This window comes from Eoetvoesiella caeni (assembly GCF_003315175.1).
Classification (GTDB): domain Bacteria; phylum Pseudomonadota; class Gammaproteobacteria; order Burkholderiales; family Burkholderiaceae_B; genus Eoetvoesia; species Eoetvoesia caeni.
On record NZ_QNRQ01000002.1, the window covers coordinates 516,077 to 538,799 of the forward strand.

Here is a 22,723-nt window from a genome sequence, read left to right on the forward strand (position 1 = left end):
TCGAGCGCAAGCAAAAGAGCAGCCTTTGCAGGGATGCTCTTTTACATCGCTTGTTCCGGCTTGGAACTATTTTGCTATCAACGCGCAGCCTAGCCCCGAGCCTTAGCCACCTGACGCCAGTGATGCAGTAGCGGCTCCGTGTAGCCATTGGGCTGTTCCAGGCCCTTGAAAACCAGGTCGCAGGCAGCTTTGAAGGCTACGGAATCGTCGAAGTTGGGGGCCATGGGGCGGTAGAGGGGGTCGCCCTTGTTTTGGCCGTCGACGACGGCGGCCATGCGCTTCATGGTTTCAAGGATTTGTTCCTTGGTGGTGATGCCGTGGTGCAGCCAGTTGGCCATGTGCTGGCTGGAGATGCGCAGGGTGGCGCGGTCTTCCATTAGGCCGACGTCGTGGATGTCGGGGACTTTGGAGCAGCCTATGCCTTGGTCGATCCAGCGTACGACGTAGCCCAGGATGCCTTGGGAGTTGTTGTCGAGTTCTTGCTGGATTTCTTCGGCCGACCAGTCGGTGGTGGGCGAGACGGGGATGGTGAGGATTTTTTCGAGCAGGGGCTCGGATTTGCCTTCCATGCCGTGCTGGATTTCCTGGACGTCGACCTGGTGGTAATGCAGGGCGTGCAGGGTGGCGGCTGTGGGGGACGGCACCCAGGCGGTGTTGCCGCCGGCCTTGAGGTGGCCGATTTTTTGGACGAGCATGTCGGCCATGAGGTCGGGCATGGCCCACATGCCTTTGCCGATCTGGGCGCGCCCGCGCAGGCCGCATTCGAGGCCGACTTGGACGTTGTTGCGTTCGTAGGCGTCGATCCAGACGCTGCGCTTCATATCGCCTTTGCGCACCATGGGGCCCGCTTCCATGGAAGTGTGCATTTCGTCGCCGGTGCGGTCCAGGAAGCCGGTGTTGATGAAGGCGACGCGAGCGGTGGCTTGGGCGATGCAGGCCTTGAGGTTGACGCTGGTGCGGCGCTCTTCGTCCATGATGCCCATTTTGATGGTGTTGGGCTCTATGCCCAGCAGGTTTTCGACGCGGCCGAAGAGTTCGCCGGCGAAGGCGACTTCGGCGGGGCCGTGCATTTTGGGTTTGACGATGTAGATGGAGCCGGCGCGCGAGTTGCCGCGCAGTTTAAGGTCGTTCATGGCGATCAGCGAGGTGACGACGGCGTCCATGATGCCTTCGGGCACTTCGTTGCCGTCCTGGTCCAGGATGGCCGGGTTGGTCATGAGGTGGCCGACGTTGCGGATCAGCATGAGCGAGCGCGCGGCCAGGGTTTGGGTTTTGCCTTGCAGGTCGGTGTAGCTGCGGTCGGGGTTGAGCTTGCGCGTAAAGGTCTTGCCGCCCTTGGACATTTCTTCGGTGAGGGTGCCGTTCATCAAGCCCAGCCAGTTGCGGTAGGCCAGCACTTTGTCTTCGGCGTCGACGGCGGCAATGGAGTCTTCGCAGTCCATGATGGTGGTCAGGGCTGCTTCCATGAGGACGTCTTTGATGCCGGCGCCGTCTTGCTGGCCGATAGGGCTGTTTTTGTCGATCTGGACTTCGAAGTGCAGGCCGTTATGCTTGAACACCAGGGCTTCAGGTGCCGAGGCGTCGCCGCGGTAGCCCAGGAAAAGGGCGGGTTGCGCCAGGGCGGCATGCGAGCCGTCTTGCATTTCGACATTGAGCTTGCCGTCGGCGACGGTGTAGCGTGCTGCGTGGGCATGCGAACCGTTGGACAGGGGGGCGCTTTGGTCGAGGAAGCGGCGGGCGAATTCGATGACTTTGCCGCCGCGCACGGGGTTGTAGCCGCCGGCGCGGGTGGCGCCGCCTTCTTCGGAGATGGCATCGGTGCCGTACAGGGCGTCGTACAGGCTGCCCCAGCGCGCATTGGCGGCGTTCAGGGCATAGCGTGCGTTGGTAATGGGCACAACCAGCTGCGGGCCGGCCTGGCTGGTGAATTCTTCGTCGATATTTTGTGTATTGATGGTGGCGCTGGCGGGGGCTTCTTGCAGATAGCCGATTTTTTTCAGGAATTCCTGATAGGCCGGCAGATCTTTGAACTTGCCTGGATTCTGTTTGTGCCAGGCGTCGATTTCAGCCTGCAGACGGTCGCGCTCGGCCAGCAAGGCGCGGTTTTTTGGAGCAAGGTCATGGATGATTTTGGCAAAACCAGCCCAGAATTTATCGGCGGCGACCCCGGTATCGGGCAAGGCTTCGTTCTGGATGAAGTCGTGCAGGACGGTGGCGATTTGCAGCCCATGTTGCTGGGTTCGTTGTGACATAGTGGATCCTTGCGTAAAAATAACTGAATCTGCGCCGACAGGTACCGGCGAAACAAGTAAAAGAGGGTAAGCGAGCTGAACGGCGAATGGGTAATAATATGGCAATAGTCGCCATTTACTATTAGTATGGACTGTAGCGCCGAAGTACTCAATGTCTTCAAAGTTCAAGGACTTGCTACTAAAAGTTCATTATCTGCGGTATGCCAACATCTGGTGCGACCAGGTATTCGCCACCGGCTGCACTGTGTTTCCATCGTTCACGTTGCAACAAAGGAGCAGGCATCATGAAAGCTCAGCTTAAACTTATTGGTGCGCCATCGGCGCTGCTGCTTCTGGAGGGCTGGTCGGCGGTAGAGTCCCGCGACGCCATCCACAAGACCTATATTTTCAAGAATTTCAGCGAGGCGTTCGGTTTCATGATGCGCGTGGCCATGCAGGCCGAAAAGCTGGACCATCACCCGGAATGGACCAATGTGTATAACCGCGTAAGCGTTACGCTGACCACCCACGATGCCAAAGGCGTGACCGAGCGCGACATTGCCCTGGCGTCCTTCATGGACCTGCTGGCCTAGCGGCGCAACGCGCAAAGCCCGCCGCCTCGCTGCCGCTCCGCGTCGTTCCGCGGTCACACTGGGTCTATATACTATGGGTATCTTGTTATGCAGCGGAGTTTTTCATGCATGAATCCTCGGGTTATGCCGGCCCAACGGACCTGCCCCAATTCATACCCTTTACGGGGTATCGCGATGCCCAGGCGGCCGTTGACCGCCTGATAGAGATCTATGCACGCAACACAGCGTTCATTCGCGCCGCGTTCGCCGAGTACGCCGCGGGCAGGTTCTTGCCTGGCCAGCGGGCGCGCGCCTACTATCCGGCAATACGCATCAAGGTAAACACCTACCAGGAAGTGGACAGCCGCCTGTCGTACGGCCATGTGGTCGAACCGGGCACGTACATGACGACCGTGACGCAGCCTACGCTGTATTCCGATTACCTGCGCGAACAGATCAGCCTGCTGATCAAGAACCACGGCGTGGCGGTGGAGATCGGCGAATCGGACCTGCCCATTCCTTTGCACTTTTCGTTCACCGAAGGCGAATATGTTGAAGGACAGTATTCCGACGCGCTGGGCGATGCGCTGCGCGATCATTTCGACGTGCCCGATCTGGCGGTCACCGACGATGCCATTGTGAATGGCACCTGGCGCGGACGCTCGGGCGAACCGCAGCCGCTGGCGCCTTTTACCGCGCCCCGGGTCGACTATTCGCTGCATCGCCTGCAACATTACACGGCTACCGCGCCCCGGCATTTCCAGAACTTCGTGCTGTTCACCAACTACCAGTTCTATATCGACGAGTTCTGCCAATGGGCGCGCGATACGCTGGCCAAGGGCGAAGGCGGCTATACCGCTCTGATCGAGCCGGGCAATATCGTGACCGAGCGCGGCGCGGTAAGCCAGCCCAGCGCGCCGGCGCCGACCCGCCAGCCGCAGATGCCGTCCTATCACCTGGTGCGCGAGAATCATAGCGGCATTACCCTGATCAATATCGGCATTGGGCCTTCCAACGCCAAGACCATTACGGACCATGTGGCCGTGCTGCGCCCGAATGCATGGCTGATGCTGGGCCATTGCGCAGGGTTGCGCACCACCCAGCGCCTGGGCGACTACGTCCTGGCGCATGGCTATGTGCGCCAGGACCATGTGCTGGACGATGACCTGCCCCTGTGGGTGCCGGTGCCGCCGCTGGCGGAAATCCAGGTGGCGTTGGAAGAGGCCGTGGCCGAGGTCGCCGGCCTTTCAGGCTGGGAACTCAAGCGCATTATGCGTACCGGTACGGTGGCAACCATCGACAACCGCAACTGGGAACTGCGCGATCATCACGAGCCGGTGCAGCGCTTGTCGCAGTCGCGCGCCATTGCCCTGGATATGGAATCCGCCACCATCGCCGCCAACGGTTTCCGCTTTCGCGTCCCCTACGGTACTTTGCTGTGCGTGTCCGACAAGCCCCTGCATGGCGAACTGAAGCTGCCCGGCATGGCCAGCGACTTCTATCGCAAGCAAGTTGGCCAGCACCTGCATATCGGCATCAGGGCGCTGGAGCGCCTGCGCGACATGCCGCCCGAACGCCTGCATTCGCGTAAATTGCGCAGCTTCATCGAGACGGCGTTTCAGTGATTCAGCACCGCGCCTGACGCCGAAGCCCTTAAAAATAAATGCATTGACAGGCTCATCCGCGAAAACTAGACTTTTCGAGACCAATTGTTAAAACTTCAACAAGTTGGCTTTTAATAAAACAAGGAGACAGTCGATGCGGAATCTTAAGAAGCTGGTCGTAGGCTTTGCCGTGTGCGCGGCATTCGGGGCGGGGTCGGCACAGGCCGACATCAAGGTAGGCGTGATTGTCTCTTTGACGGGGCAGGCTGCATCGCTGGGTATTCCCGCCAACCAGACCATAGCGCTATGGCCCAAGGAAATCGCCGGGCAAAAGCTGGAGCTCACCACCCTGGACGACGCTTCGGACCCCACGAAGGCCACATTGGCGGCACGCAAGCTTACCAGCGAACACAACGTGGATATCCTGGTTGGCCCATCGGTAACGCCTACCGCGCTGGCGGCCATGCAGGTGGCGGGCGAAACCAAGACGCCCATGATCTCCATGTCGGGCGGCGGCGCCATCGTGCTGCCGCAGGAAGGCGTGCGTACCTGGGTGTTCAAAATGCCGCCCTCGGAAGAAATTCAGTTGAATCAAATCTTCAACAGCATGAAGAAAAAGGGCGAGAAAACGCTGTCTATCGTTGGTATGAACAATGCATACGGCCAAGTGTTTATCGATGAGGCCGCGAAATATGCGCCGAAGGCCGGCATAAAGATCGTCAGCGTCGAACGTTTTGGAGGCACCGATACGTCGTTTGTGTCTCAGGCCTTGAAGATTATTGCCGCCAAGCCCGACGCGGTTTTCATTGCCGCCGCCGGTACGCCTGCGGCCATGCCTCAGATCGAACTTAGCAGCCGTGGTTACAAAGGCACTCAGTATCAGACCCAGGCGGTCGCGAACAACGACTATCTGCGTATAGGCGGCAAGGCCATCGAAGGCACGCTGATGACGGTATCGCCTTTGCTGGTGGCCGAACAACTGCCCGACAGCAATATCATCAAGCCGGTCGCGATGAAGTATGTCAAGGCTGTCGAAGCCAAGTATGGCCCTGGCTCGCGCACTTTGTTCGGCGGCCAGGCATGGGATGTAAGCCTGATGCTTGAAAAGGCCATACCTGTCGCCTTGAAGAAAGCCAAGCCGGGTACCGCCGAATTCCGGGTGGCCTTGCGCGATGCGCTTGAAAACATCAAGGACCTGGTGTTGACGGAAGGGGTGTACAGCATGTCCGTCAAGGACCACAACGGCGCGGACGCCCGCAGCCAAGTGTTGGTCGAAGTGAAAGACGGCAAGTGGAAATACATTCCTAATTGATATTTAGTTTGTAGAGGCAGGGCATTATGTCGGCAGACCTCAAGCCGTATCCGTTCGACTTCGTCAAGCGGCAAAACAGGCCGCGAGGCGATGCGGATTCCGGCCACCATCCCGTCGTGATCATCGGCGGCGGGGTGGCGGGTCTTACGGCAGCCCTGGCCCTGGCTGTTCAGGGTATACGTTCGGTTGTGCTTGAAGCCGACGAAACAGTCTGCTTCGGCAGCCGCGCCATTTGTATTTCACGGCGCAGCCTTGAAATTTTCGAACGCCTGGGTGTGGTCGGCGACATCCTGGAAAAGGGCCTGCCCTGGACGGGCGGGCGATCTTATTTTCGCAATCAAGAAGTGCTGCGGTTTTCCATGCCGCACGATGCCAACCAGCATCTGCCGCCCATGGTCAATATCCAGCAGTACTACGTCGAAGAATATCTGGTGCGGGCTCTTGAACTGCGCCCGGAAATGGTCGAAATACGCTGGGCCAGCCGTGTGAATAAAATCTCGGCCGGCGAGGATTCGGTATTGCTTGACGTCGAACATGGCAAAGAGCGTTACCAGTTGCGGGCCGACTGGCTTGTTGCCTGCGACGGCGGCCGCAGCACGGTGCGCGAGGCGCTGGGCTTGCATCTTCAAGGAACGGCCTACGAAGGCGTTTATATCATTGCCGACATCGAACTGGAATCCAGCCTGCCTACCGAGAGGCTGGCCTGGTTCGACCCGCCTTCGAACCCCGGCTCTACCTTGCTGATGCACAAGCAGCCGGACAACATCTGGCGCATCGACTACCAGATCCGCGACGACGAGGTTCCATCCGAGGCCGTCAAGCCGGAAAACGTATTGCCGCGCGTGCAGGCCCATCTGGAAATGATAGGCCAGACGGGTGCGTGGACGCCGCTGTGGATTACGCTATACAAGGCCAACGCCCTGACGCTGGAAAGCTATCGCCACGGCCGAATTTTCTTTGCCGGCGATGCTGCGCACCTGGTGCCCATCTTCGGCGTGCGGGGGGCCAATTCGGCTATCGACGATGTGGACAACTTGGCCTGGAAATTGGCCGCTGTCATCAAGGGCGGGGCGCGGCAGCCGCTGCTTGATTCGTATTCCGACGAGCGCGTGTTCGCCGCTCATGAGAACCTGCAAAAGGGTATGAAAAGTACTGAATTCATGGCGCCGCCCACCTTCGCGTTCCAGATGATGCGCGAGGCGGTCCTAAGCCTGGCGGACGATACACCGGGGGTTCGGTCCTTGATCAATCCGCGCCAGACCAGCGCCATTGCATATACGGATTCGCGGGCGGTGGCCATGCGGGACGACGACCGGTCGTTTACCAGCGGGCCCCGGCGCGGTTCGGTGCTGCAAAGCGCCGCGCTGCGCCGTATCGACGCGCAAGGCCGCCAGTCTTGCGTGCATATTACGCAATTGGTGCTGGCCGGCCAGTATCTGTTGCTGCAGTTTGGCGCAAAGGCGGCCATTGGCGCCGACCTTGCGCAGGCTCTTGCGAACCTGCGCAATGAAGGCATTGAAATTCGCGCGCTGGCGGTATGCCCCGGAATCGATCCCGAGGCGGGCGGAGAGTATCTGATTGATGCCGACGGCGCGGCGGCGGCCTTGTACGGCGCGCAGGATGGGGGCGTGTATGTAGCGCGGCCCGACGGCCATGTGCTGGGACGCTGGCGCTCGCTTTCGGGGCCGGCGCTTGTGCAGGCCATGCACGAGGTATCGGGCATGACGGGAGAGCAGGCATGAACGAGCAGGAACTGGACGCGGTATATACCGAGCTATGCCATGCGCTGGGCGCGGCCGGGGAAGAGGGCGCGACAAAGCTGCTTAGCCGCTTTGCCTTGTTGGCCATGCTTGAAATAGACGATGCGGAACGGCTCAAGGCAATGGTGAAGCGGGCCGCGCAAGAAGCCTGATTCGCTTTCCCCCGTCGAACGTCTATTTCGTCGGCGTAGCTGTCGCACGTTGCGCTATGCGCGCATATTTCTGCGGATGACTTGAAAACGGACTGTGGGCTGCAGGGGAAAATTATGTTCATGAAGAATTGCTGGTACGTTGCGGGATGGTCGCACGAGGTCGAGGCCGATGCACTGTTTGCCAGGACTATTTGCAACAAGCGCATTGTGTTCTGGCGGGACGAGGCCGGCAGGCTGCACGCGCTGGATGACCGCTGCTGCCATCGGGGCGCGCCCTTGTCGATCGGGCGCAAAGAAGGCAACGCCGTGCGCTGCATGTATCACGGGTTTTTATTCGATACCTCGGGCACCTGCATTGAAATTCCCGGCTATGCCCAGATTCCGCCCAAGGCCCGGGTGCGCAGCTATGCGGTGGTCGAGCGCTCGCGCTGGATCTGGCTATGGATGGGCGACCCGGCCCAGGCCGATGAATCGCTGATCCCGGATACGCATTGGCTGGACGATCCGGATTGGGCCTGCACCCAGCCCGGCCGCCTGCACTACGATGTCAATTATCAATTAGTCAACGACAATCTGTTGGATTTTTCGCACTTGTCTTATGTGCATCCCAAGACGCTGGGGGGCTCTGAAGAGTACGCGCAATTGCGCTCGAAAATAGAACGCCTGCCGCGCGGGCTGCGCATCACGCGCTGGTTCCTGGACAAACCCCCGGCGCCTTTTGTGGCGAAGCTGCTGCAGGCCAAGGGCATGACGGGCAATGTCGACCGCTGGAACAATTACGATTTCCTGCTGCCCGGTGTGCTTATCATGGACTCTGGCTTTGCGCCGGCAGGCAGCGGCGCACAGGAAGGCAACCGCAAGGACGGCATCGAGTTTCGCCACTGCCAGGTGGTGACGCCTGAAACAGAAAACACCTGCCACTATTTCTTTGCCCAACCGCGCAACTTCGACAAGGACAGCCTGGATGTCAGTCAGGCCTTGTATACCAGCATACTTGCCGCTTTCGAAGAAGACCGGGGCATTATCACGGCCCAGGCCGAAAACATTGCCGCCGAGCCCTCGTTCGAGCCAGTTGCTTGCGGCCTGGATGCCGCCCTGGGCCAGTTTAGGGCGATGATTGCGCGTCAGATCGCATTGGAAAGCGAGGAAGAGGCTGCTGGCGCGATGGACGGGTCTGGCAATGTGGGCCGACGCAATGAGGCCCAGACAGCCTGAACTGAACTAGCTGCGGCTTGCGGCGATTGCCGCTACAGGCACGGGACTTGCGGGCCGCTTCTGTCTTACTTGCCGGGAGACTTGTATGACCGAACCCAAGCTTGAAGTCCGTACCGGACAATATACCGGGACGCTTACGCGCGATGCGTTCCGCAAGCGTTTCATGCACCGCTTCTACGACCCTGCTTTTCGGGGCGAGCAGGAAGCGCTGGAGCGGCTTGAAGCCATCGCGTGGGATGCGTATCAAAGCGGCCGCAAGTCGCCCGTCACGGTGAAGGCGGGCCCGGGCTATGCCGATCCTGATTACGATATGTCGGTGGAATGGAAAGAGACGCACGACCGTCTGGCGCGCGCCGCCGAGATTCAGCGCGATCCGCACACACGCCTGCGCGTACTGGTGATTATCGGCGCCTCGCGCAACGATGGCACCTGTCCGGGCGAAGTCTCCAAAAGCTGGCGGCTTGCGCAGATAGTCCGCCATGAGGTGGAAGCCGGCGGCCTGCAGGCCGACATGCTGGACTTGAGCCGGCTGGTGTCGGAATACCAGTATCAGATCCACCCTTGCAAAGGCTGCGTGTCCACGGCGATGCCGCTGTGCCACTGGCCATGCAGCTGCTATCCCAATCACTCGCTGGGCCAGCACAACGACGCGATGAACGAAATATATGAACAGTGGGTGGCGGCGCACGGCGTGATACTGGTCGCTCCGACCTACTGGTATCAGTCGCCCAGTCCCCTGAAGCTGATGATCGACCGGATGGTATGCGCCGATGGCGGCAACCCCGACCCGACGTCGACTGCCGGCAAGAACGTTATGAAAGCCAAGAAAATCGAAATGGACGGTTGGCCCTATCCTAAACACCTGGCGGGCCGGACCTACGGGTTGGCAGTGCACGGCGACGTGGCCGGCATTGAGGGCCAGCGGCGCGCCTTGAGCGATTGGCTTGACTGGATGGGGCTGGTCGACGCGGGTTCGTGGTCGGTGCTGGATCGCTATATCGGCTACTACAAGCCTTATGCCACCAGCCATTCAGAACTGGACGCAGATCAGGCGGTGCAGGAAGAGGTACGCAATGTTGCGCGGGCGGTGATCCGCTCTTTGCGGCTGCGCAGGGCGGGAGAGCTGCCGCAGCCCGACGATGGCCTGCATGATCCCCGGCCCAAGTAATTGTGTGGCTGCAACGGCATGCCGTTGCGCAGCCAGCAAGATTTGAACCGGTGCCGGTCCCTGTCCTTTAAGGCTGGGCCTTGGCCTTGTTTTCTGCCTTGACCTTGTCCTTGGCTTTCTCTTTGGCCTTGGTTTTGGCTTTAACCTTGGCTTTAACCTTGGCCTTGTCCTTGTCCTGTTTCTTAGGCTTCTTGCTGCTTGAGGCCTTGTCCGATTTTTCGTTTTCAGCTTTGTTGTTCGTGCCTTTGGTTTTCTTCTTGGGCAACGCAAGCATGGTGCCGCGGCATTCGGCGTTGCCGCAAAGGCATTGATACTGCTTTTGCAGCTTTTTGGTGATCTTGCCGTCCATGATCAGGCTGTAATCGTAGAACAGTTCCTCACCGGCCTTGATATCGCGCAGCGCCATAATGTGCACCCTGGTGCCGGCGGTGTTTTCCTGTGTTTCGCAATTGGGCGCGCACGAGTGATTGATCCAGCGCGCATCCGTACCGCGGTTGCCGCCGTCGATGATCTTGCCGCTGCTGAGCGAAAAGAAAAACGTATGGAAGGGATCGTCCGGGTTTACCGGATGCATGGCATCGGCCTGTTCGGACGTGATGCGCCTGCCGCCGTAATCGATAATGCGCGTGCCAGCGGGGATGTCGCGCGCCGCGAAAACGCCGTTGCCATGCAAAGTCGATTTGCGCACGCTGTGCCAGGGCTGGGAGATATTGCTCATAAGAAAGTGGGCGCTTTAAAACGGAGGGTCGATGTCGTCATGCTCGGCCGTGTCGGCTACGGCTTTTGCCGCGGTCTTTTTCGGCGCGGCTTTCTTGGCTGCTGTTTTGGCAGCAGCCTTTTTTACGGCGGTTTTCTTGGCGGCGGTCTTTGCAGCAGTTTTAGTGGCAGTCTTGCCGGCGGATTTCGCTGCCGTTTTAGCTGCTTTTTTAGCCGCGGTTTTCGTGGCGGTTGCCGGTTCCGCCGCTGTCTTGGCTGCCTTCTTGGCCGCCGTTTTCTTGGCGCCGGGCTTTTCGGGCCGAGCTTCGAATTCGAAGCCGATCTTCCCGGTAGGCTGCTTCACCAGATAAGCCTTGAACTTGCGGTTGGTGCGGCTGGAGACGAAGCCGTCGAGCAAGTCGGTCTTGCCTTCCGAGAGCAATTTGACGATTTGCGCGGGGGTGATTTCTTGCTGCAAGATCATTTTGCCCGAGCGGAAGTCGCAGCTTTTTTCCGGCCCGACCGATTTTTCGCAGACGTAGTTCATGCCGTGTTCGTAGACATTGCTGCCGCATTTCGGGCATGGACCCAAGGACGTTTGCCCCGAAAAATCCACGGGTTCGGAGTTTTCGGCATCGTTCTGGCCGAAGTCGAATTCAAGCTTGAACTCGTCGGTAATGCGTAGCAGGGCGGCAAACGGACGGCCCATTTTGCTGATGAATCCGGGCAGCGGCCCCAGCGTGCGCTTGCTGAGCAGCTCTTCGACCTCGGCGATTTCAAAAGTACGTCCGCCGGGGTGCTTGCCGATGGAAAAATCGCACTGGGTGCAGGCATAGCGCCGGTAGTTCTCTTTGACGACGCCGCCGCATTTGGGGCAGGGCGTTGCCAGCGTGGCGTAATCGCCCGGCACCGTGTCGCGCTCGTACTCTTTGGCGCGCTTGACGATGACCTGGGTCATTTGCGCGATCTCGCGCATGAACTCGTCGCGATCCAGCTGGCGCTGTTCGATTTGCTTAAGGCGGTGTTCCCATTCGCCCGTCAGTTCGGGTGATGTCAGTTCGTTGACGCCCAGGCCCGACAACAGGGTCATGAGCTGGCGAGTTTTGGCGCTGGGCACGAGTTCGCGCCCTTCGCGGCGCAGATAGCCTTCGTTGAGCAGGCCTTCGATAATGGACGCGCGGGTGGCCGGCGTGCCCAGGCCGCGCTCGGACATGGCTTCGCGCAGGGCTTCGTCGTCGACCAGCTTGCCTGCGCCTTCCATGGCCGAGAGCAGCGTGGCTTCGGTGTAGCGTGCAGGAGGCTTGGTGACCAGGCCTTTGGCTTCGATTTCGTCGGTCTTGACGGTCTCGTTCTGGGCCACGGCAACCAGATTGGTGTCGTCGCCCTGGGCTTCGCGACCGTATATGGCCAGCCAGCCCGGTGCCACCAATACCTTGCCTTCGGTCTTGAAATGATGGCCCGAGACTTCGGTGATGCGGGTCGTTACGCGGAATTCGGCAGGCGGGAAGAACACCGCCAGAAAGCGCCTGGAGATGAGTTCGTAGATTTTGCCTTCAGCTTCGCTAAGATCGCGCGGGATCTGCAAGGTGGGGATGATGGCAAAGTGGTCGGAAACTTTTTTGTCGTCGAATATGCGCTTGTTGGGCTTGATCCAGCTTTCTTTGCTGAGTTGCCTGGCAAACGGCTGCACGCTGGCGGCGGCCGAAGAGCCGCCCTCGGCCAGGGCTTGCACGGTTTGCTTGACGGTTTGCAGATAGTCTTCGGGCAGGTAGCGCGAATCGGTACGTGGATAGGTCAGCGCCTTGTGGCGTTCGTACAGGGTTTGCGCCAGCGCCAGGGTAGTCTTGGCCGAGAAGCCGAAGCGTGAGTTGGCCTCGCGCTGCAGCGAGGTCAGGTCGAACAGGGCCGGCGACATCTGGGTCGTGGGCTTGGATTCTTCTGTGACCTTGCCAGGCTGGTTGCGGCAGGCCGCGACTATAGTTTGCGCGGCATTGTGCGACCACAGGCGCGAGTCGCGCTGTTCGGGGTCCAGTTCGTTCTTGGCGAATTTCGGGTCGAACCAGCGGCCTGTATAAAAGCCGGCGGCGGCAACGAAGGTGCCGTGCACTTCCCAGTAGTCGCGCGAAACAAAGCGGCGTATGCGTTCTTCGCGCTCGGCCACAATGGCCAGCGTGGGGGTCTGCACGCGCCCGACCGGCGTCTTGAAAAAGCCGCCGTCCTTGCTGTTGAAGGCCGTCATGGCGCGGGTGCCGTTAATGCCCACCAGCCAGTCGGCTTCGGCGCGCGAACGCGCGGCCGCTTCCAGCGGCTTCATGGTTTCGTCGTCGCGCAGGTTGTCGAAGGCTTCGCGGATGGCGGCCTGGGTCATGGAACGCAGCCACAACCGCTGGACTGGCTTTTTGACGCCGGCGTATTGCACAATGTAACGGAAAATCAGTTCGCCCTCGCGGCCCGCGTCGCAGGCGTTGATGACGGCGGTGACGTCTTTGCGTTTCAGCAGCTTGACCAGCAGCTTCAGGCGGTCTGCCGAGCGCTTGTCGGCGGGCCCGAGTTCGAACTGGGGCGGGATGACAGGCAGGTGCGCAAAGCTCCATTTGCCGCGTACGGGGTCGTTCGGTGCCACCAGTGTAAGCAGATGGCCGACGCTGGACGAGAGCACGAACCGGTCGTTCTCGAAATAGTCGCCCTCGCGTGTGAACCCGCCCAGAGCCCGGGAAATGTCTAAAGCGACCGAGGGTTTCTCGGCGATAATCAGCGTTTTGTCCATGTATGTCCAGTGGCTGCATTTACAGCAGCGATAGCGCGGATCATACGGGGGGATAAACATAGAAAGCAAGTCGCGATAGCGCCAAGCTCTGTCCAAGGACCGAAATCATGGCGATTTCGGCCTGGCAGCGCCCAGGGCCATGACGGCGTGGATCTGTGCATTTCCGCGATGACCGGTTGGCCGCAAGCCGACGATCCGCTAATTTAATATATCAAATGTTGAAGCGGGCGGCCCATTTGGGCAGCGCGGCGCTCCAGAAGGCTTCGACGCTGGCGGCATGCGCCAGGGGCTCGAAACCCAGCCGCCGCCAAGCGCGGGCCAGGGCCTGCACCGGGTCGCCGCGTTCCAGGGCCGGCGCGTGGTTTTGCTTGGACAATTTATGTCCATGCTGGTCCAGCACCAGGGGGACATGCATGACCTCGGGGCAGGGGGCGCCCAGGCGGCGGGCCAGCACTTGCTGCCGCGCGGTGGAGCCCAGCAGATCGGCGCCGCGCACGATGCTTGTTACGTTTTGCAGCCAATCGTCGACGACGACCACAAATTGGTAAGCCCATAGGCCGTCTGCCCGCTTGACGATGAAGTCGCCCACTTCTTTTGCCACGTTTTGCTGTTGCGGGCCGAGCCAGCGGTCGTTGAAGTGGACGATGCCGTCGGGGACCCGAAAGCGCCAGGCGCGGATCTGCCGGCCGTTTTGTACGCCGTTGCGGCAGGTGCCTGGGTAGGCACGCTTGCCGGCCTCCTGTCGGGTGCAGGCGCAGCCGTACAACTGGCCCTGCGACTTCAGGGTATCGAATATGCGCTGGTATTCGGCTTGCCGCTGCGACTGCCACACAGGCGCGCCGTCCCAGTGCATGCCCAAAGCGCGCAATTGCTCCATGATGATGTGGTCCGCCCCGGCAACGACGCGCGGGGTGTCGATGTCTTCGATGCGCAACAACCATTGCCCCCGATGTGCACGTGCGTCCAGGAAACTGGCCATGGCGGCGACCAAAGAGCCGTCATGCAGCGGACCACTGGGGCTGGGGGCGAAACGCCCTGTATAGCCCCTGCAGGCCTGTGGCGGGGCAGGCGCGGACTGCACGGTAGCGGCGGGGATTAATGCGACGGCCGGGAGTGGTCGTCGGTAAGCAGTTCTTCGAGCACGAGATGGTCGATTTCGGCCTCTTGGCTCCATAGCACCATCAGGGCGATGATCTTGATTTTTTCGAGCGAGACGGGGGATTCGTGCGTGGCTTGCGCGCGTTCGATCAGGATTTCACGCAGGGCTACGGGCAGCGCGCCCGAAGTTTCGAGGAAGCTGATGAAACCGATGGCTTCGGTGCCCAGGGTTTGGTATTCCTGGTCGGTGAAGACGCGCCGGCTATTGCTTTGAGGCGTTTGGGCAAGGGGAATGCATTGCTCGGTGGTTTGGGCCAGGCCGTACAGCCATCCGAGCGCTTCGTCGATGTCTTCGTGCTCGAACCCCACGGCAGCCAGCTTGTGAGCCAATACGTCGGCGTCGGGGCAGGCCTGGGGCGTGTAGTAGTTTTCGAAGAGATAAACAAGTATGTCGAACATAGTCGATTCAGGTTGCTAGTGCCTTGCCTGGTCAATACGCTTGAGCATGGCTCGAGCATAGGACCATACAGGACACGGTTGGTGTCTACACACGGTAAACCGCTAGACCAGTAAAGTTGATTCGGCTTTCGTTTATTTGACTGTACGCCGAATTGCCATCCTCGGCAATTCGAAGTTACGCCATTCGCCCCAGTATAGACGGTTGGAGCAGCCGTTGTTTTGCTTGTAATACAATACGCGCCATGTTCGCTCCACGGAAATCACCGCGACGCTCCATGACGGTCTGGCAAATTCTTTTTTGCCTGGCTTTCGTGTCGTTTCTGTGCCGGTCGATCGTTCCCGTGGGCTATATGCCCGACCTATCGGGTGCGCGCGACGGCAAGTTCGCGCTGACCTTTTGTACCGTAGGCGGCGGCACAGGCATCCAGAAATTCGACTTGCTGGATCAGGCCGGCAAATCAAGTCCTGACGACGGCCTGAGCAGCCAGGGCTGCCCTTTCGGAATCGTGGCGTCGCAAGCCTTGATTCCCGCACAAGAAGCGCCCGTATTGGCTGGGGCGGTCTTTCACCGCCCGGTACTGCTGGCGCACGCCAGCAAGTCGCTGCCGCCATTGCCCGCCCTGGGGCCGCCGCTTGGGCCGCGAGCTCCGCCAACAAACCTCGGTTGATTTGATTTTTTTTATGGCGCCCGCTGTCATGGCGGCCGCCCTATGACGATTAACAATCCCGAGGTATGCCCGCATTCTGCGTCCCAGCATCTGTGCTGCGTCGACGCCCGGCATATCGAGCGGGCCGAGAAAAAGGCAAAATACAGTGAACAAAATCCTGCAACCAGAAATGGTATTTGTGTGGGCGCTGCAACCGCGCCCCGTCGCGCTTGCCGCGGCGTTGATAATGGCGTTTGGCGTATTGGGCGCGGTACCCCGCGCCAGTGCGCAGTCTCAAACCCTGGCGCCGATTGTGGTCAAGGCACAAGAGGGAACCAGCCTGACGGCGCCGACCCGGCAAGAAGCAAAAACGCAAATCCAGCAGACCCCTGGCGCCGTGGAACTGGTGCCTGATACTGTCTGGCGCGACACGCAAGCGGCAACAATCAAGGACATTCTGGACTACACGCCTGGCGTTTTTGTCCAACCCAAGTGGGGCGAGGATTCGCGCCTGTCGATACGCGGCTCGGGCTTGTCGCGTTATTACCATATGCGCGGAATAGCCTTGTACCAGGACGGCGCACCTCTTAATAATGCCGACGGCAGCACCGATTTTCAATGGATCGATCCAACGGCGTACCGCTACACCGAGGTGTTCAAAGGCGCCAACGCGCTGCGCTACGGCGCGGGCACGCTGGGCGGTGCCATCAATTTCGTTACGCCCACAGGCCATGACGCCAGCCCCTTCCAGGGGCGCGTCGACCTGGGCAGCTTCGGCTGGCGGCGCACGCAGCTAAGCAGCGGCTTTGCCGGCGAAACCGTCGACGGTTTCATTACGGGTTCTTGGCAGCGCCAGGATGGCTTTCGCGACCACAGCGGCGGCAATTCATTGCGAGTAAGCGGGAACATTGGCTGGCGGCTTTCCGACAAGCTGGAAACCCGTTTTTATGTAACCGGCGTGCGGATCCGGCAGGAACTGCCAGGTTCGGTTACGCGCGAGCAAGCGCTGAACGACCCACGCCAGGCAGCCGCCATTAACGAGAAGAACGACTGGCAGCGCAATATCGACGGCGGGCGGATCGCCAACCGCACGGTACTGGTGGCCGGCGATACCACGTACGAGTTTGGCGGCTGGCTGGCCCAAAGCCATTTGCGTCACCCTATATACCAGTACATTGACAACGACTACACCGATTACGGCTTGTACAGCCGATTGGTGAACACAACTCCGCTGGCCGGCCATGATAATAGGCTGACATTGGGTCTGACCTGGTCGGCCGGCAAGGTCAATGCAGGCAATTACGAGAATGTCGGCGGAAACCGGGGGACGAAACTGTCGAAAACCGATGACCGGTCGAACAACATCACGCTATATGGCGAGAATGCATTCGACATCGTGCCCGGCGTATCCTTGATTGCGGGCGCGCAATACCTGCACGCCGAGCGCAAGCGCAGCGATTTGTTTAACGGAACCAAGCCGGCTACTCGTTCCGGCGAAAAAAGCTACGACTTCTTCAATCCCAAGCTGGGCGTGCTTTGGCAGGTATCGCCCAAGTGGCAGGTCTATGGCAATGTATCGCGCAGCGCCGAGCCACCCACCTTTGGCGACATGAGCTTTGCAACGTCCAACGACCTGGATCGCCTGAAGCCGCAGCGCGCCACGACCTTCGAAATTGGAACGCGGGGCGAGGCGGGCGACTTTGGCTGGGATGCGTCGCTGTACCACGCAAGAATCAAGGACGAATATCAGTGCTTGAGTTCAATGTTCAGTATTTGCGACAAGACGACCAACCTGGACCGCACGATACATCAGGGCCTGGAACTGGGCATGAGCTGGACCGCCACGCGCGGCTTGTTTGCGCAAGGCCCGCAAACCGACAGCCTTCAATTGAAGGGCACCTATACCTTCAGCGACTTCCGGTTCGACGGCGACAAAGACTGGGGCAATAACCAGATTCCGGGCGTGCCCAGGCATTACCTGCGCGCTGAAATCGTCTACAAGCATCCGGCCGGATTCCATTTGGGACCCAATGTTGAATGGGTGCCCCAAGCGTATTACGTTGATAACGTAAACAGCGTCAAGACGGCTTCTTATGTTTTACTGGGATTTCGTGCCGGGTGGGAAAAAGGCCCTTACTCGTTTTACATCGACGGACGCAATCTGACGAACCGCAAGTACATTGCCAGCGCCAGCATCACTGACCGCGCAAACGCCAGCTCTGCTTTATTCGAGCCAGGTATGGGCCGCGCTGTTTTTGCGGGCGTACAGGTTCGCTATTAGGCTTAAATCCTGAAGATGCCGAAGCGCGTGTCCTCGATGGGCGCGTTTTGCGCGGCGCGCAGGCCAGCGGCCAGCACCCTGCGGGTGTCGGCCGGTTCGATGATGCCGTCGTCCCATAGGCGGGCGGTGGAATACAGCGGCCTGCCTTCGTGCTCGTATTGTTCGCGTATGGGCCGCTTGAAGGCGTCTTCGTCTTCGGCGCTCCAGGCTTGGCCTTTGGCCTGAAGGTTGTCGCGCCGCAGGGTCGCCAGCACGCTGGCGGCCAGTTCGCCGCCCATGACCGAGATGCGGGCGTTGGGCCACATGAACAGCAGGCGCGGGTTGAAGGCGCGCCCGCACATGCCGTAGTTGCCGGCGCCGAAGGATCCGCCCACAATGACGGTGAACTTGGGTACGGCTGCGGTGGCCACGGCGGTGACCATTTTTGCGCCGTGGCGGGCTATGCCTTCGTTTTCGAAGCGGCGCCCGACCATGAAGCCGGTGATGTTCTGCAGGAATACCAAGGGTATCTTGCGCTGGCAGCACAGCTCGATAAAATGCGTACCCTTTTGGGCCGCCTCGGAAAACAGGATGCCGTTATTGCCCACTATTCCGACAGGCATGCCTTCGATGCGGGCAAAGCCGGTAACCAGGGTTGTGCCGAACCTGGCCTTGAATTCATCGAAATCCGAACCGTCGACGATGCGCGCAATGATTTCGCGCACGTCGTATTGGCGGCGCATGTCAGTCGGCACAATGCCATTGAGCTGTTCCGGGTCGTATAGGGGTTCAGGCGCGGCTATACGGGCTGGGGGCTGTGGCAGGTTCAAGCGGGCGACGATGTCGCGCGCCATGCGCAGCGCGTGCGCGTCGTCGTCGGCCAGATGGTCGGCCACGCCCGACAGCCGCGTGTGGACGTCGCCGCCGCCCAGGTCTTCGGCCGAGACGATTTCTCCGGTGGCCGCCTTGACGAGTGGCGGGCCGGCCAAAAAAATCGTGCCCTGGTCGCGCACGATAATGGATTCGTCGCACATGGCTGGTACATAGGCGCCGCCGGCCGTGCACGAGCCCATGACCACCGCAATCTGGGCTATGCCCATCGACGACATGACGGCCTGGTTGTAGAAGATGCGGCCGAAATGGTCGCGGGCGGGAAAAACCTGGTCCTGGTGCGGCAGATGGGCGCCGCCCGAATCCACCAGGTAAATGCAGGGCAGCCGGTTCTGCTGCGCGATTTCCTGCGCGCGCAAATGCTTTTTGACGGTTATGGGGTAGTAGGTTCCGCCCTTGACCGTGGCGTCGTTGCACACAATCATGCAGTCGTGGCCGTGGATGCGGCCGATGCCGGTTATCAGTCCCGCGGCGGGGATGTCTTCATTGTAGAGTTCGTGGCCGGCCAGCGGCGAGAGTTCAAGAAAGCGGCCGCCGGGGTCCAGCAGGCGCACGACCCGGTCGCGCGGCAGCATCTTGCCCCGCGCCGTGTGTTTTTGCCGCGCCTGTTCGCTGCCGCCCTGGCTGGCCTGCGCCAGGTGCCGGCGCAAGTCGCCGAGCAATTGCTGCAAGGCCAGGGCATTGTCGCGAAAGGCTTGCGACTGGGGATGGATCCGGGACTCGATGATGGACATGGAGGCTCCAGGACAGAGGACGGGGGCGCAGGCCGCGCCCCCGTTCGCGGCTTACAGCATTTCTATGGCAATGGCTACGGCTTCGCCGCCGCCGATGCACAGCGTGGCAATGCCGCGCTTGCCTTTGGTTTGACGCAAGCCGCCCACCAGGGTGGCGATAAGGCGGGCGCCCGATGCGCCGATGGGGTGGCCCAGCGAGGTAGCGCCGCCGTGGATATTGACCTTGGCATGGTCCAGGTTCAGTTCTTTCATGGCGGCCATGGTGACGACGGCGAAGGCTTCGTTGATCTCGTAGAGGTCGACATCGTTGGCATTCCAGCCGGTTTTCGCGAACAGCTTCTTGACTGCGCCTACCGGTGCCGTGGTGAACCATTCGGGTTCTTGCGAATACTGGCTGTGGCCGACGATGCGGGCCAGCGGCTGGGCGCCAAGCTTCTTGGCTGTGGATTCGCGCATCAGCACCATGGCGGCGGCGCCGTCGGAAATCGACGACGAGTTGGCGGCGGTAACGGTGCCGTCTTTTTTGAACGCCGGCTTGAGCGTGGGAATTTTTTCAGGCATGGCCTTGGTGGGGCCTTCGTCGGTGTCGACGATGGTGTCGCCTTTGCGGCCGGCGATGGCAACCGGGGCGATCTCCCATTTGAAGCTGCCGTCTTCAGTGGCGGCGCGGGAGCGGCGCAGCGATTCCAGCGAGAACGCGTCTTGCTGTTCGCGCGTGAAGGTGTATTTGTCGGCGCAGCTTTCGGCGAATACACCCATGGCCGTGCCGCGCTGGTAGGCGTCTTCCAGGCCGTCCAGCGCCATGTGGTCGTATACGGTGGAATGGCCGTAGCGGTAGCCCTGGCGCCCGCGCAGCAGCAGGTAGGGGGCGTTGCTCATGCTTTCCATGCCACCGGCAACCACGACGTCGGCACTGCCGGCAACCAGCAGGTCATGGCCAAGCATGGCCGCTTTCATGCCCGAGCCGCAGACCTTGTGCACAGTGGTGCAGGCGACGCTTTTGGGCAGGCCGGCGCCCAGTGCGGCCTGGCGGGCCGGAGCCTGGCCCTGGCCGGCTTGCAGTACGTTGCCCATGATGACTTCGTCGACGGCATCGGCCGGGATGCCGGCGCGTTCGACGGCGGCCTTGATGGCGATGGCGCCAAGCTGGTTTGCAGCCAGGCTGGAGATGCTGCCCATCATGCTACCCATGGGGGTGCGGGCAACAGAAACTAGGACAATGGGATCGGACATGGTTTGCTCCTTGCTGACTTGCTATAGGGTAAATGTTGTGTTTTGTACTGTGGCGTTGTGTAGCCTTCGACTACTATCATAAGGGAAAATGTCTTCGATGCGCCCTTGCGCCGCCTGGCTGCGACAGCTTTGCCACCATTCGGCATCCAGCAGTTCGGCGTGGTATTTATTGAAAGCGCGGGCTATGCGGGCGTTGCCCAGCAGGAAATGGCCGAATTCCTCGGGAAATACATCGTTGGGCCCCACCGGATACCAGGGTTCGGAAGCTAGTTCGGCTTCTTCGTAGGGCGCGGGCGGAATGCGCCGGAAATTCATTTCGGTCATGCGCTGGATTTCGTCGTAGTCGTAGAACACCACGCGTCCCAGCCGGGTTACGCCGAAGTTCTTGAACAGCATGTCGCCCGGAAAAATATTGGCGGCGGCCAATTCCCGGATGGCGTCGCCGTATTGCCGCACGGCGGCTTCGGCGGCCATGTCCGAAGCGCGCGCCAGGTACAGGTTCAGCGGCGTCATGCGACGTTCAATGTACACGTGGCGCAGAATAATGGACTCACCGGTTTCTTCGATCAGGCTGGGGACCTCGCTGCGCAGTTCGGCCAGCAGGGTGTCGGAAAAACGCGCGCGCGGCAAGGCCACTTGCGAGTATTCCCAGGTGTCGGCCATGCGCCCGACCCGGTCGTGTTTCTTGACCATCTGGTATTTGCGCCGCACCGTTGCGTGATCCATGCCAGGCTTGGCAATGCGGTCGCGTATCAGCTTGAAAACATAAGGGTAGGAAGGCAGCGAGAACACGGTCATGACCATGCCCTTGATACCTGGCGAGACGTCGAAGGCATCGCGCGAATGCGACAGATGCTGCAGGAAGTCGCGGTAGAACAGGGTCTTGCCTTGTTTTTGCAGGCCGATGGTCGAGTAGATTTCGGCCTTGGGCTTGCGCGGCAGCAAGGTATTCAAAAAATGCACATAGGCCGAAGGCGCTTCCATGTCGACCAAAAAATAAGCCCGGGTGAAGCTGAACAGCGTGCTGAGGTCGTCGGTGGTATGCAGCAGCGCATCGATGACCGTATGGCCGGCCGGTGTGCGCAGCAGGGCCAGGGCAAACGGAAACACCGCGCCCTGGTTGATCAGGCGTCCTACTACATAAGCGCCCTTGTTCCTGAAGAACAAGGAATTCAATACGTGGACCTGGCAGTCGGGCGCCAGGCGCTGCCCGGTGTCGCGCGGAATGCGCTGGCGCAGTTGACGCACCGCCATACGCGCCACGCGGCGGGCGTCGGCAGGCAAGTCCGCGAAAGGGGCGGCCAGCCCGAAATCGGCCACCATATTGATCAGCGATTTTTCCAGGCCTTCGGTCGTGGGGTAATACACGCGGTACGAAGGCGGCTTGCTTTCGATGTATTCGGTGGCCAGGGCGGGGCGCACGAACAGGAAGTCGTTATGAAAATAGTCGCGATGCAGAATGCGGCACGAAACCGAATTGAAGAAGGTCTCGGCGCATTCGGGCTGCTTGTGCGACCCCAGCAAGCCGATGTATTCGGTTTTGACTTCCTGCCAAAAGTCCAATTGTTCGGCAGTCAGGGCCCTGTCGGCGGAAGCGTCCCCGGGCTTGGCCAGGCTGCCCTTGAGCGCGGCGTTCAGGGTCGTGGTGCATTCGTGTACGCGCGTGTCGTAATATTCGATGCGTTCGCGCGAAAGCTGCTGAATGTCGCGCCAGGCGCCCGATTCAAACAGCGACTTGGCACGCTGCGCGCCGTAGCGGAACAGCGCATAGTGGCGATCGAAGCCATTAAGGATGATTTTCGCGACGGCCGGTGGGGACAAGGTGTTGCGCGATACGGGTTCAATGCGTTGATGGTCGCCGGAATACTTCATGGCTTGCCTGTTGTGGCGCGGTTGGATGAATGCATAGGCTTACGGCATGGTC

16 protein-coding genes and 1 pseudogene are annotated in these 22,723 nt (G+C 60.4%); 9 read left to right on the plus strand and 8 right to left on the minus strand.

Going from position 1 to position 22,723, the window contains the following annotated elements; all coding sequences use genetic code 11:
• Positions 1 to 89: 89 nt before the first annotated feature.
• The gene (locus DFR37_RS06090) at positions 90 to 2,252 is read right to left on the minus strand and encodes a malate synthase G (protein ID WP_113932316.1); all 2,163 of its coding nucleotides are present in this window, start codon (positions 2,250 to 2,252) and stop codon (positions 90 to 92) included.
• 284 nt (positions 2,253 to 2,536) lie between these two features.
• Between DFR37_RS06090 and DFR37_RS06095 the strand changes: the two genes are divergently transcribed.
• The 7 genes from DFR37_RS06095 to DFR37_RS06120 all read left to right on the plus strand — a co-directional run bounded on the left by DFR37_RS06095 (position 2,537) and on the right by DFR37_RS06120 (position 10,014).
• Positions 2,537 to 2,824 (plus strand): 4a-hydroxytetrahydrobiopterin dehydratase, encoded by a 288-nt coding sequence (locus tag DFR37_RS06095; RefSeq protein ID WP_113932317.1) that lies wholly within the window; start codon positions 2,537 to 2,539, stop codon positions 2,822 to 2,824.
• Between the two features lie 104 nt (positions 2,825 to 2,928).
• Positions 2,929 to 4,428 (plus strand): AMP nucleosidase, encoded by a 1,500-nt coding sequence (locus DFR37_RS06100; protein WP_113932318.1) that lies wholly within the window; start codon positions 2,929 to 2,931, stop codon positions 4,426 to 4,428.
• A gap of 133 nt (positions 4,429 to 4,561) precedes the next feature.
• Positions 4,562 to 5,719: an ABC transporter substrate-binding protein gene (locus tag DFR37_RS06105; RefSeq protein WP_113932319.1), complete on the plus strand. Its 1,158-nt coding sequence runs from the start codon at positions 4,562 to 4,564 to the stop codon at positions 5,717 to 5,719.
• Between the two features lie 26 nt (positions 5,720 to 5,745).
• Positions 5,746 to 7,461: an FAD-dependent monooxygenase gene (locus DFR37_RS06110; RefSeq protein WP_218951382.1), complete on the plus strand. Its 1,716-nt coding sequence runs from the start codon at positions 5,746 to 5,748 to the stop codon at positions 7,459 to 7,461.
• A complete protein-coding gene (locus DFR37_RS22960) occupies positions 7,458 to 7,631 on the plus strand; it encodes a hypothetical protein (RefSeq protein ID WP_170139838.1) in 174 nt (57 codons plus the stop codon). The genes DFR37_RS06110 and DFR37_RS22960 overlap by 4 nt, the downstream gene beginning before the upstream one ends.
• A gap of 114 nt (positions 7,632 to 7,745) precedes the next feature.
• Positions 7,746 to 8,846 carry an aromatic ring-hydroxylating dioxygenase subunit alpha gene (locus DFR37_RS06115; RefSeq protein ID WP_113932321.1) on the plus strand — a complete coding sequence of 367 codons (1,101 nt, stop codon included), beginning with the start codon at positions 7,746 to 7,748 and terminating at the stop codon, positions 8,844 to 8,846.
• Between the two features lie 85 nt (positions 8,847 to 8,931).
• Positions 8,932 to 10,014: a flavodoxin family protein gene (locus DFR37_RS06120; protein WP_113932322.1), complete on the plus strand. Its 1,083-nt coding sequence runs from the start codon at positions 8,932 to 8,934 to the stop codon at positions 10,012 to 10,014.
• Positions 10,015 to 10,264: 250 nt separating this feature from the next.
• Here the strand turns inward: DFR37_RS06120 and DFR37_RS06125 are convergent.
• The 4 genes and pseudogenes from DFR37_RS06125 to DFR37_RS06140 all read right to left on the minus strand — a co-directional run.
• Positions 10,265 to 10,732 (minus strand): annotated as a pseudogene (locus tag DFR37_RS06125) (SET domain-containing protein); the annotation flags it as partial.
• A gap of 15 nt (positions 10,733 to 10,747) precedes the next feature.
• Positions 10,748 to 13,477 carry a DNA topoisomerase III gene (locus tag DFR37_RS06130; RefSeq protein ID WP_113932324.1) on the minus strand — a complete coding sequence of 910 codons (2,730 nt, stop codon included), beginning with the start codon at positions 13,475 to 13,477 and terminating at the stop codon, positions 10,748 to 10,750.
• A 211-nt stretch (positions 13,478 to 13,688) separates the two neighbouring features.
• Entirely contained in the window at positions 13,689 to 14,573 is an 885-nt protein-coding gene (gene gluQRS / locus DFR37_RS06135) for a tRNA glutamyl-Q(34) synthetase GluQRS (protein WP_242341737.1), read from the minus strand.
• Positions 14,573 to 15,034 (minus strand): Smg family protein, encoded by a 462-nt coding sequence (locus tag DFR37_RS06140; RefSeq protein ID WP_113932326.1) that lies wholly within the window; start codon positions 15,032 to 15,034, stop codon positions 14,573 to 14,575. The genes gluQRS and DFR37_RS06140 overlap by 1 nt, the downstream gene beginning before the upstream one ends.
• A 275-nt stretch (positions 15,035 to 15,309) precedes the next feature.
• Between DFR37_RS06140 and DFR37_RS06145 the strand changes: the two genes are divergently transcribed.
• Positions 15,310 to 15,702, plus strand: a complete 393-nt coding sequence (locus DFR37_RS06145) for a DUF2946 family protein (protein WP_113932327.1) — start codon at positions 15,310 to 15,312, stop codon at positions 15,700 to 15,702.
• A 145-nt stretch (positions 15,703 to 15,847) separates the two neighbouring features.
• The gene (locus tag DFR37_RS06150) at positions 15,848 to 17,962 is read left to right on the plus strand and encodes a TonB-dependent receptor family protein (RefSeq protein ID WP_211317218.1); all 2,115 of its coding nucleotides are present in this window, start codon (positions 15,848 to 15,850) and stop codon (positions 17,960 to 17,962) included.
• Between the two features lie 2 nt (positions 17,963 to 17,964).
• Here DFR37_RS06150 and DFR37_RS06155 read toward each other — a convergent pair whose 3' ends face one another.
• The 3 genes from DFR37_RS06155 to aceK are packed head-to-tail and all read right to left on the minus strand — an operon-like array spanning position 17,965 to position 22,671.
• Positions 17,965 to 19,566, minus strand: a complete 1,602-nt coding sequence (locus DFR37_RS06155) for a carboxyl transferase domain-containing protein (RefSeq protein ID WP_113932328.1) — start codon at positions 19,564 to 19,566, stop codon at positions 17,965 to 17,967.
• 51 nt (positions 19,567 to 19,617) lie between these two features.
• On the minus strand, positions 19,618 to 20,799 hold the full coding sequence (locus DFR37_RS06160) for an acetyl-CoA C-acyltransferase (protein ID WP_113932329.1): 1,182 nt from the start codon (positions 20,797 to 20,799) through the stop codon (positions 19,618 to 19,620).
• Between the two features lie 21 nt (positions 20,800 to 20,820).
• Positions 20,821 to 22,671 carry a bifunctional isocitrate dehydrogenase kinase/phosphatase gene (aceK, locus tag DFR37_RS06165; RefSeq protein WP_113932330.1) on the minus strand — a complete coding sequence of 617 codons (1,851 nt, stop codon included), beginning with the start codon at positions 22,669 to 22,671 and terminating at the stop codon, positions 20,821 to 20,823.
• Positions 22,672 to 22,723: the final 52 nt, after the last annotated feature.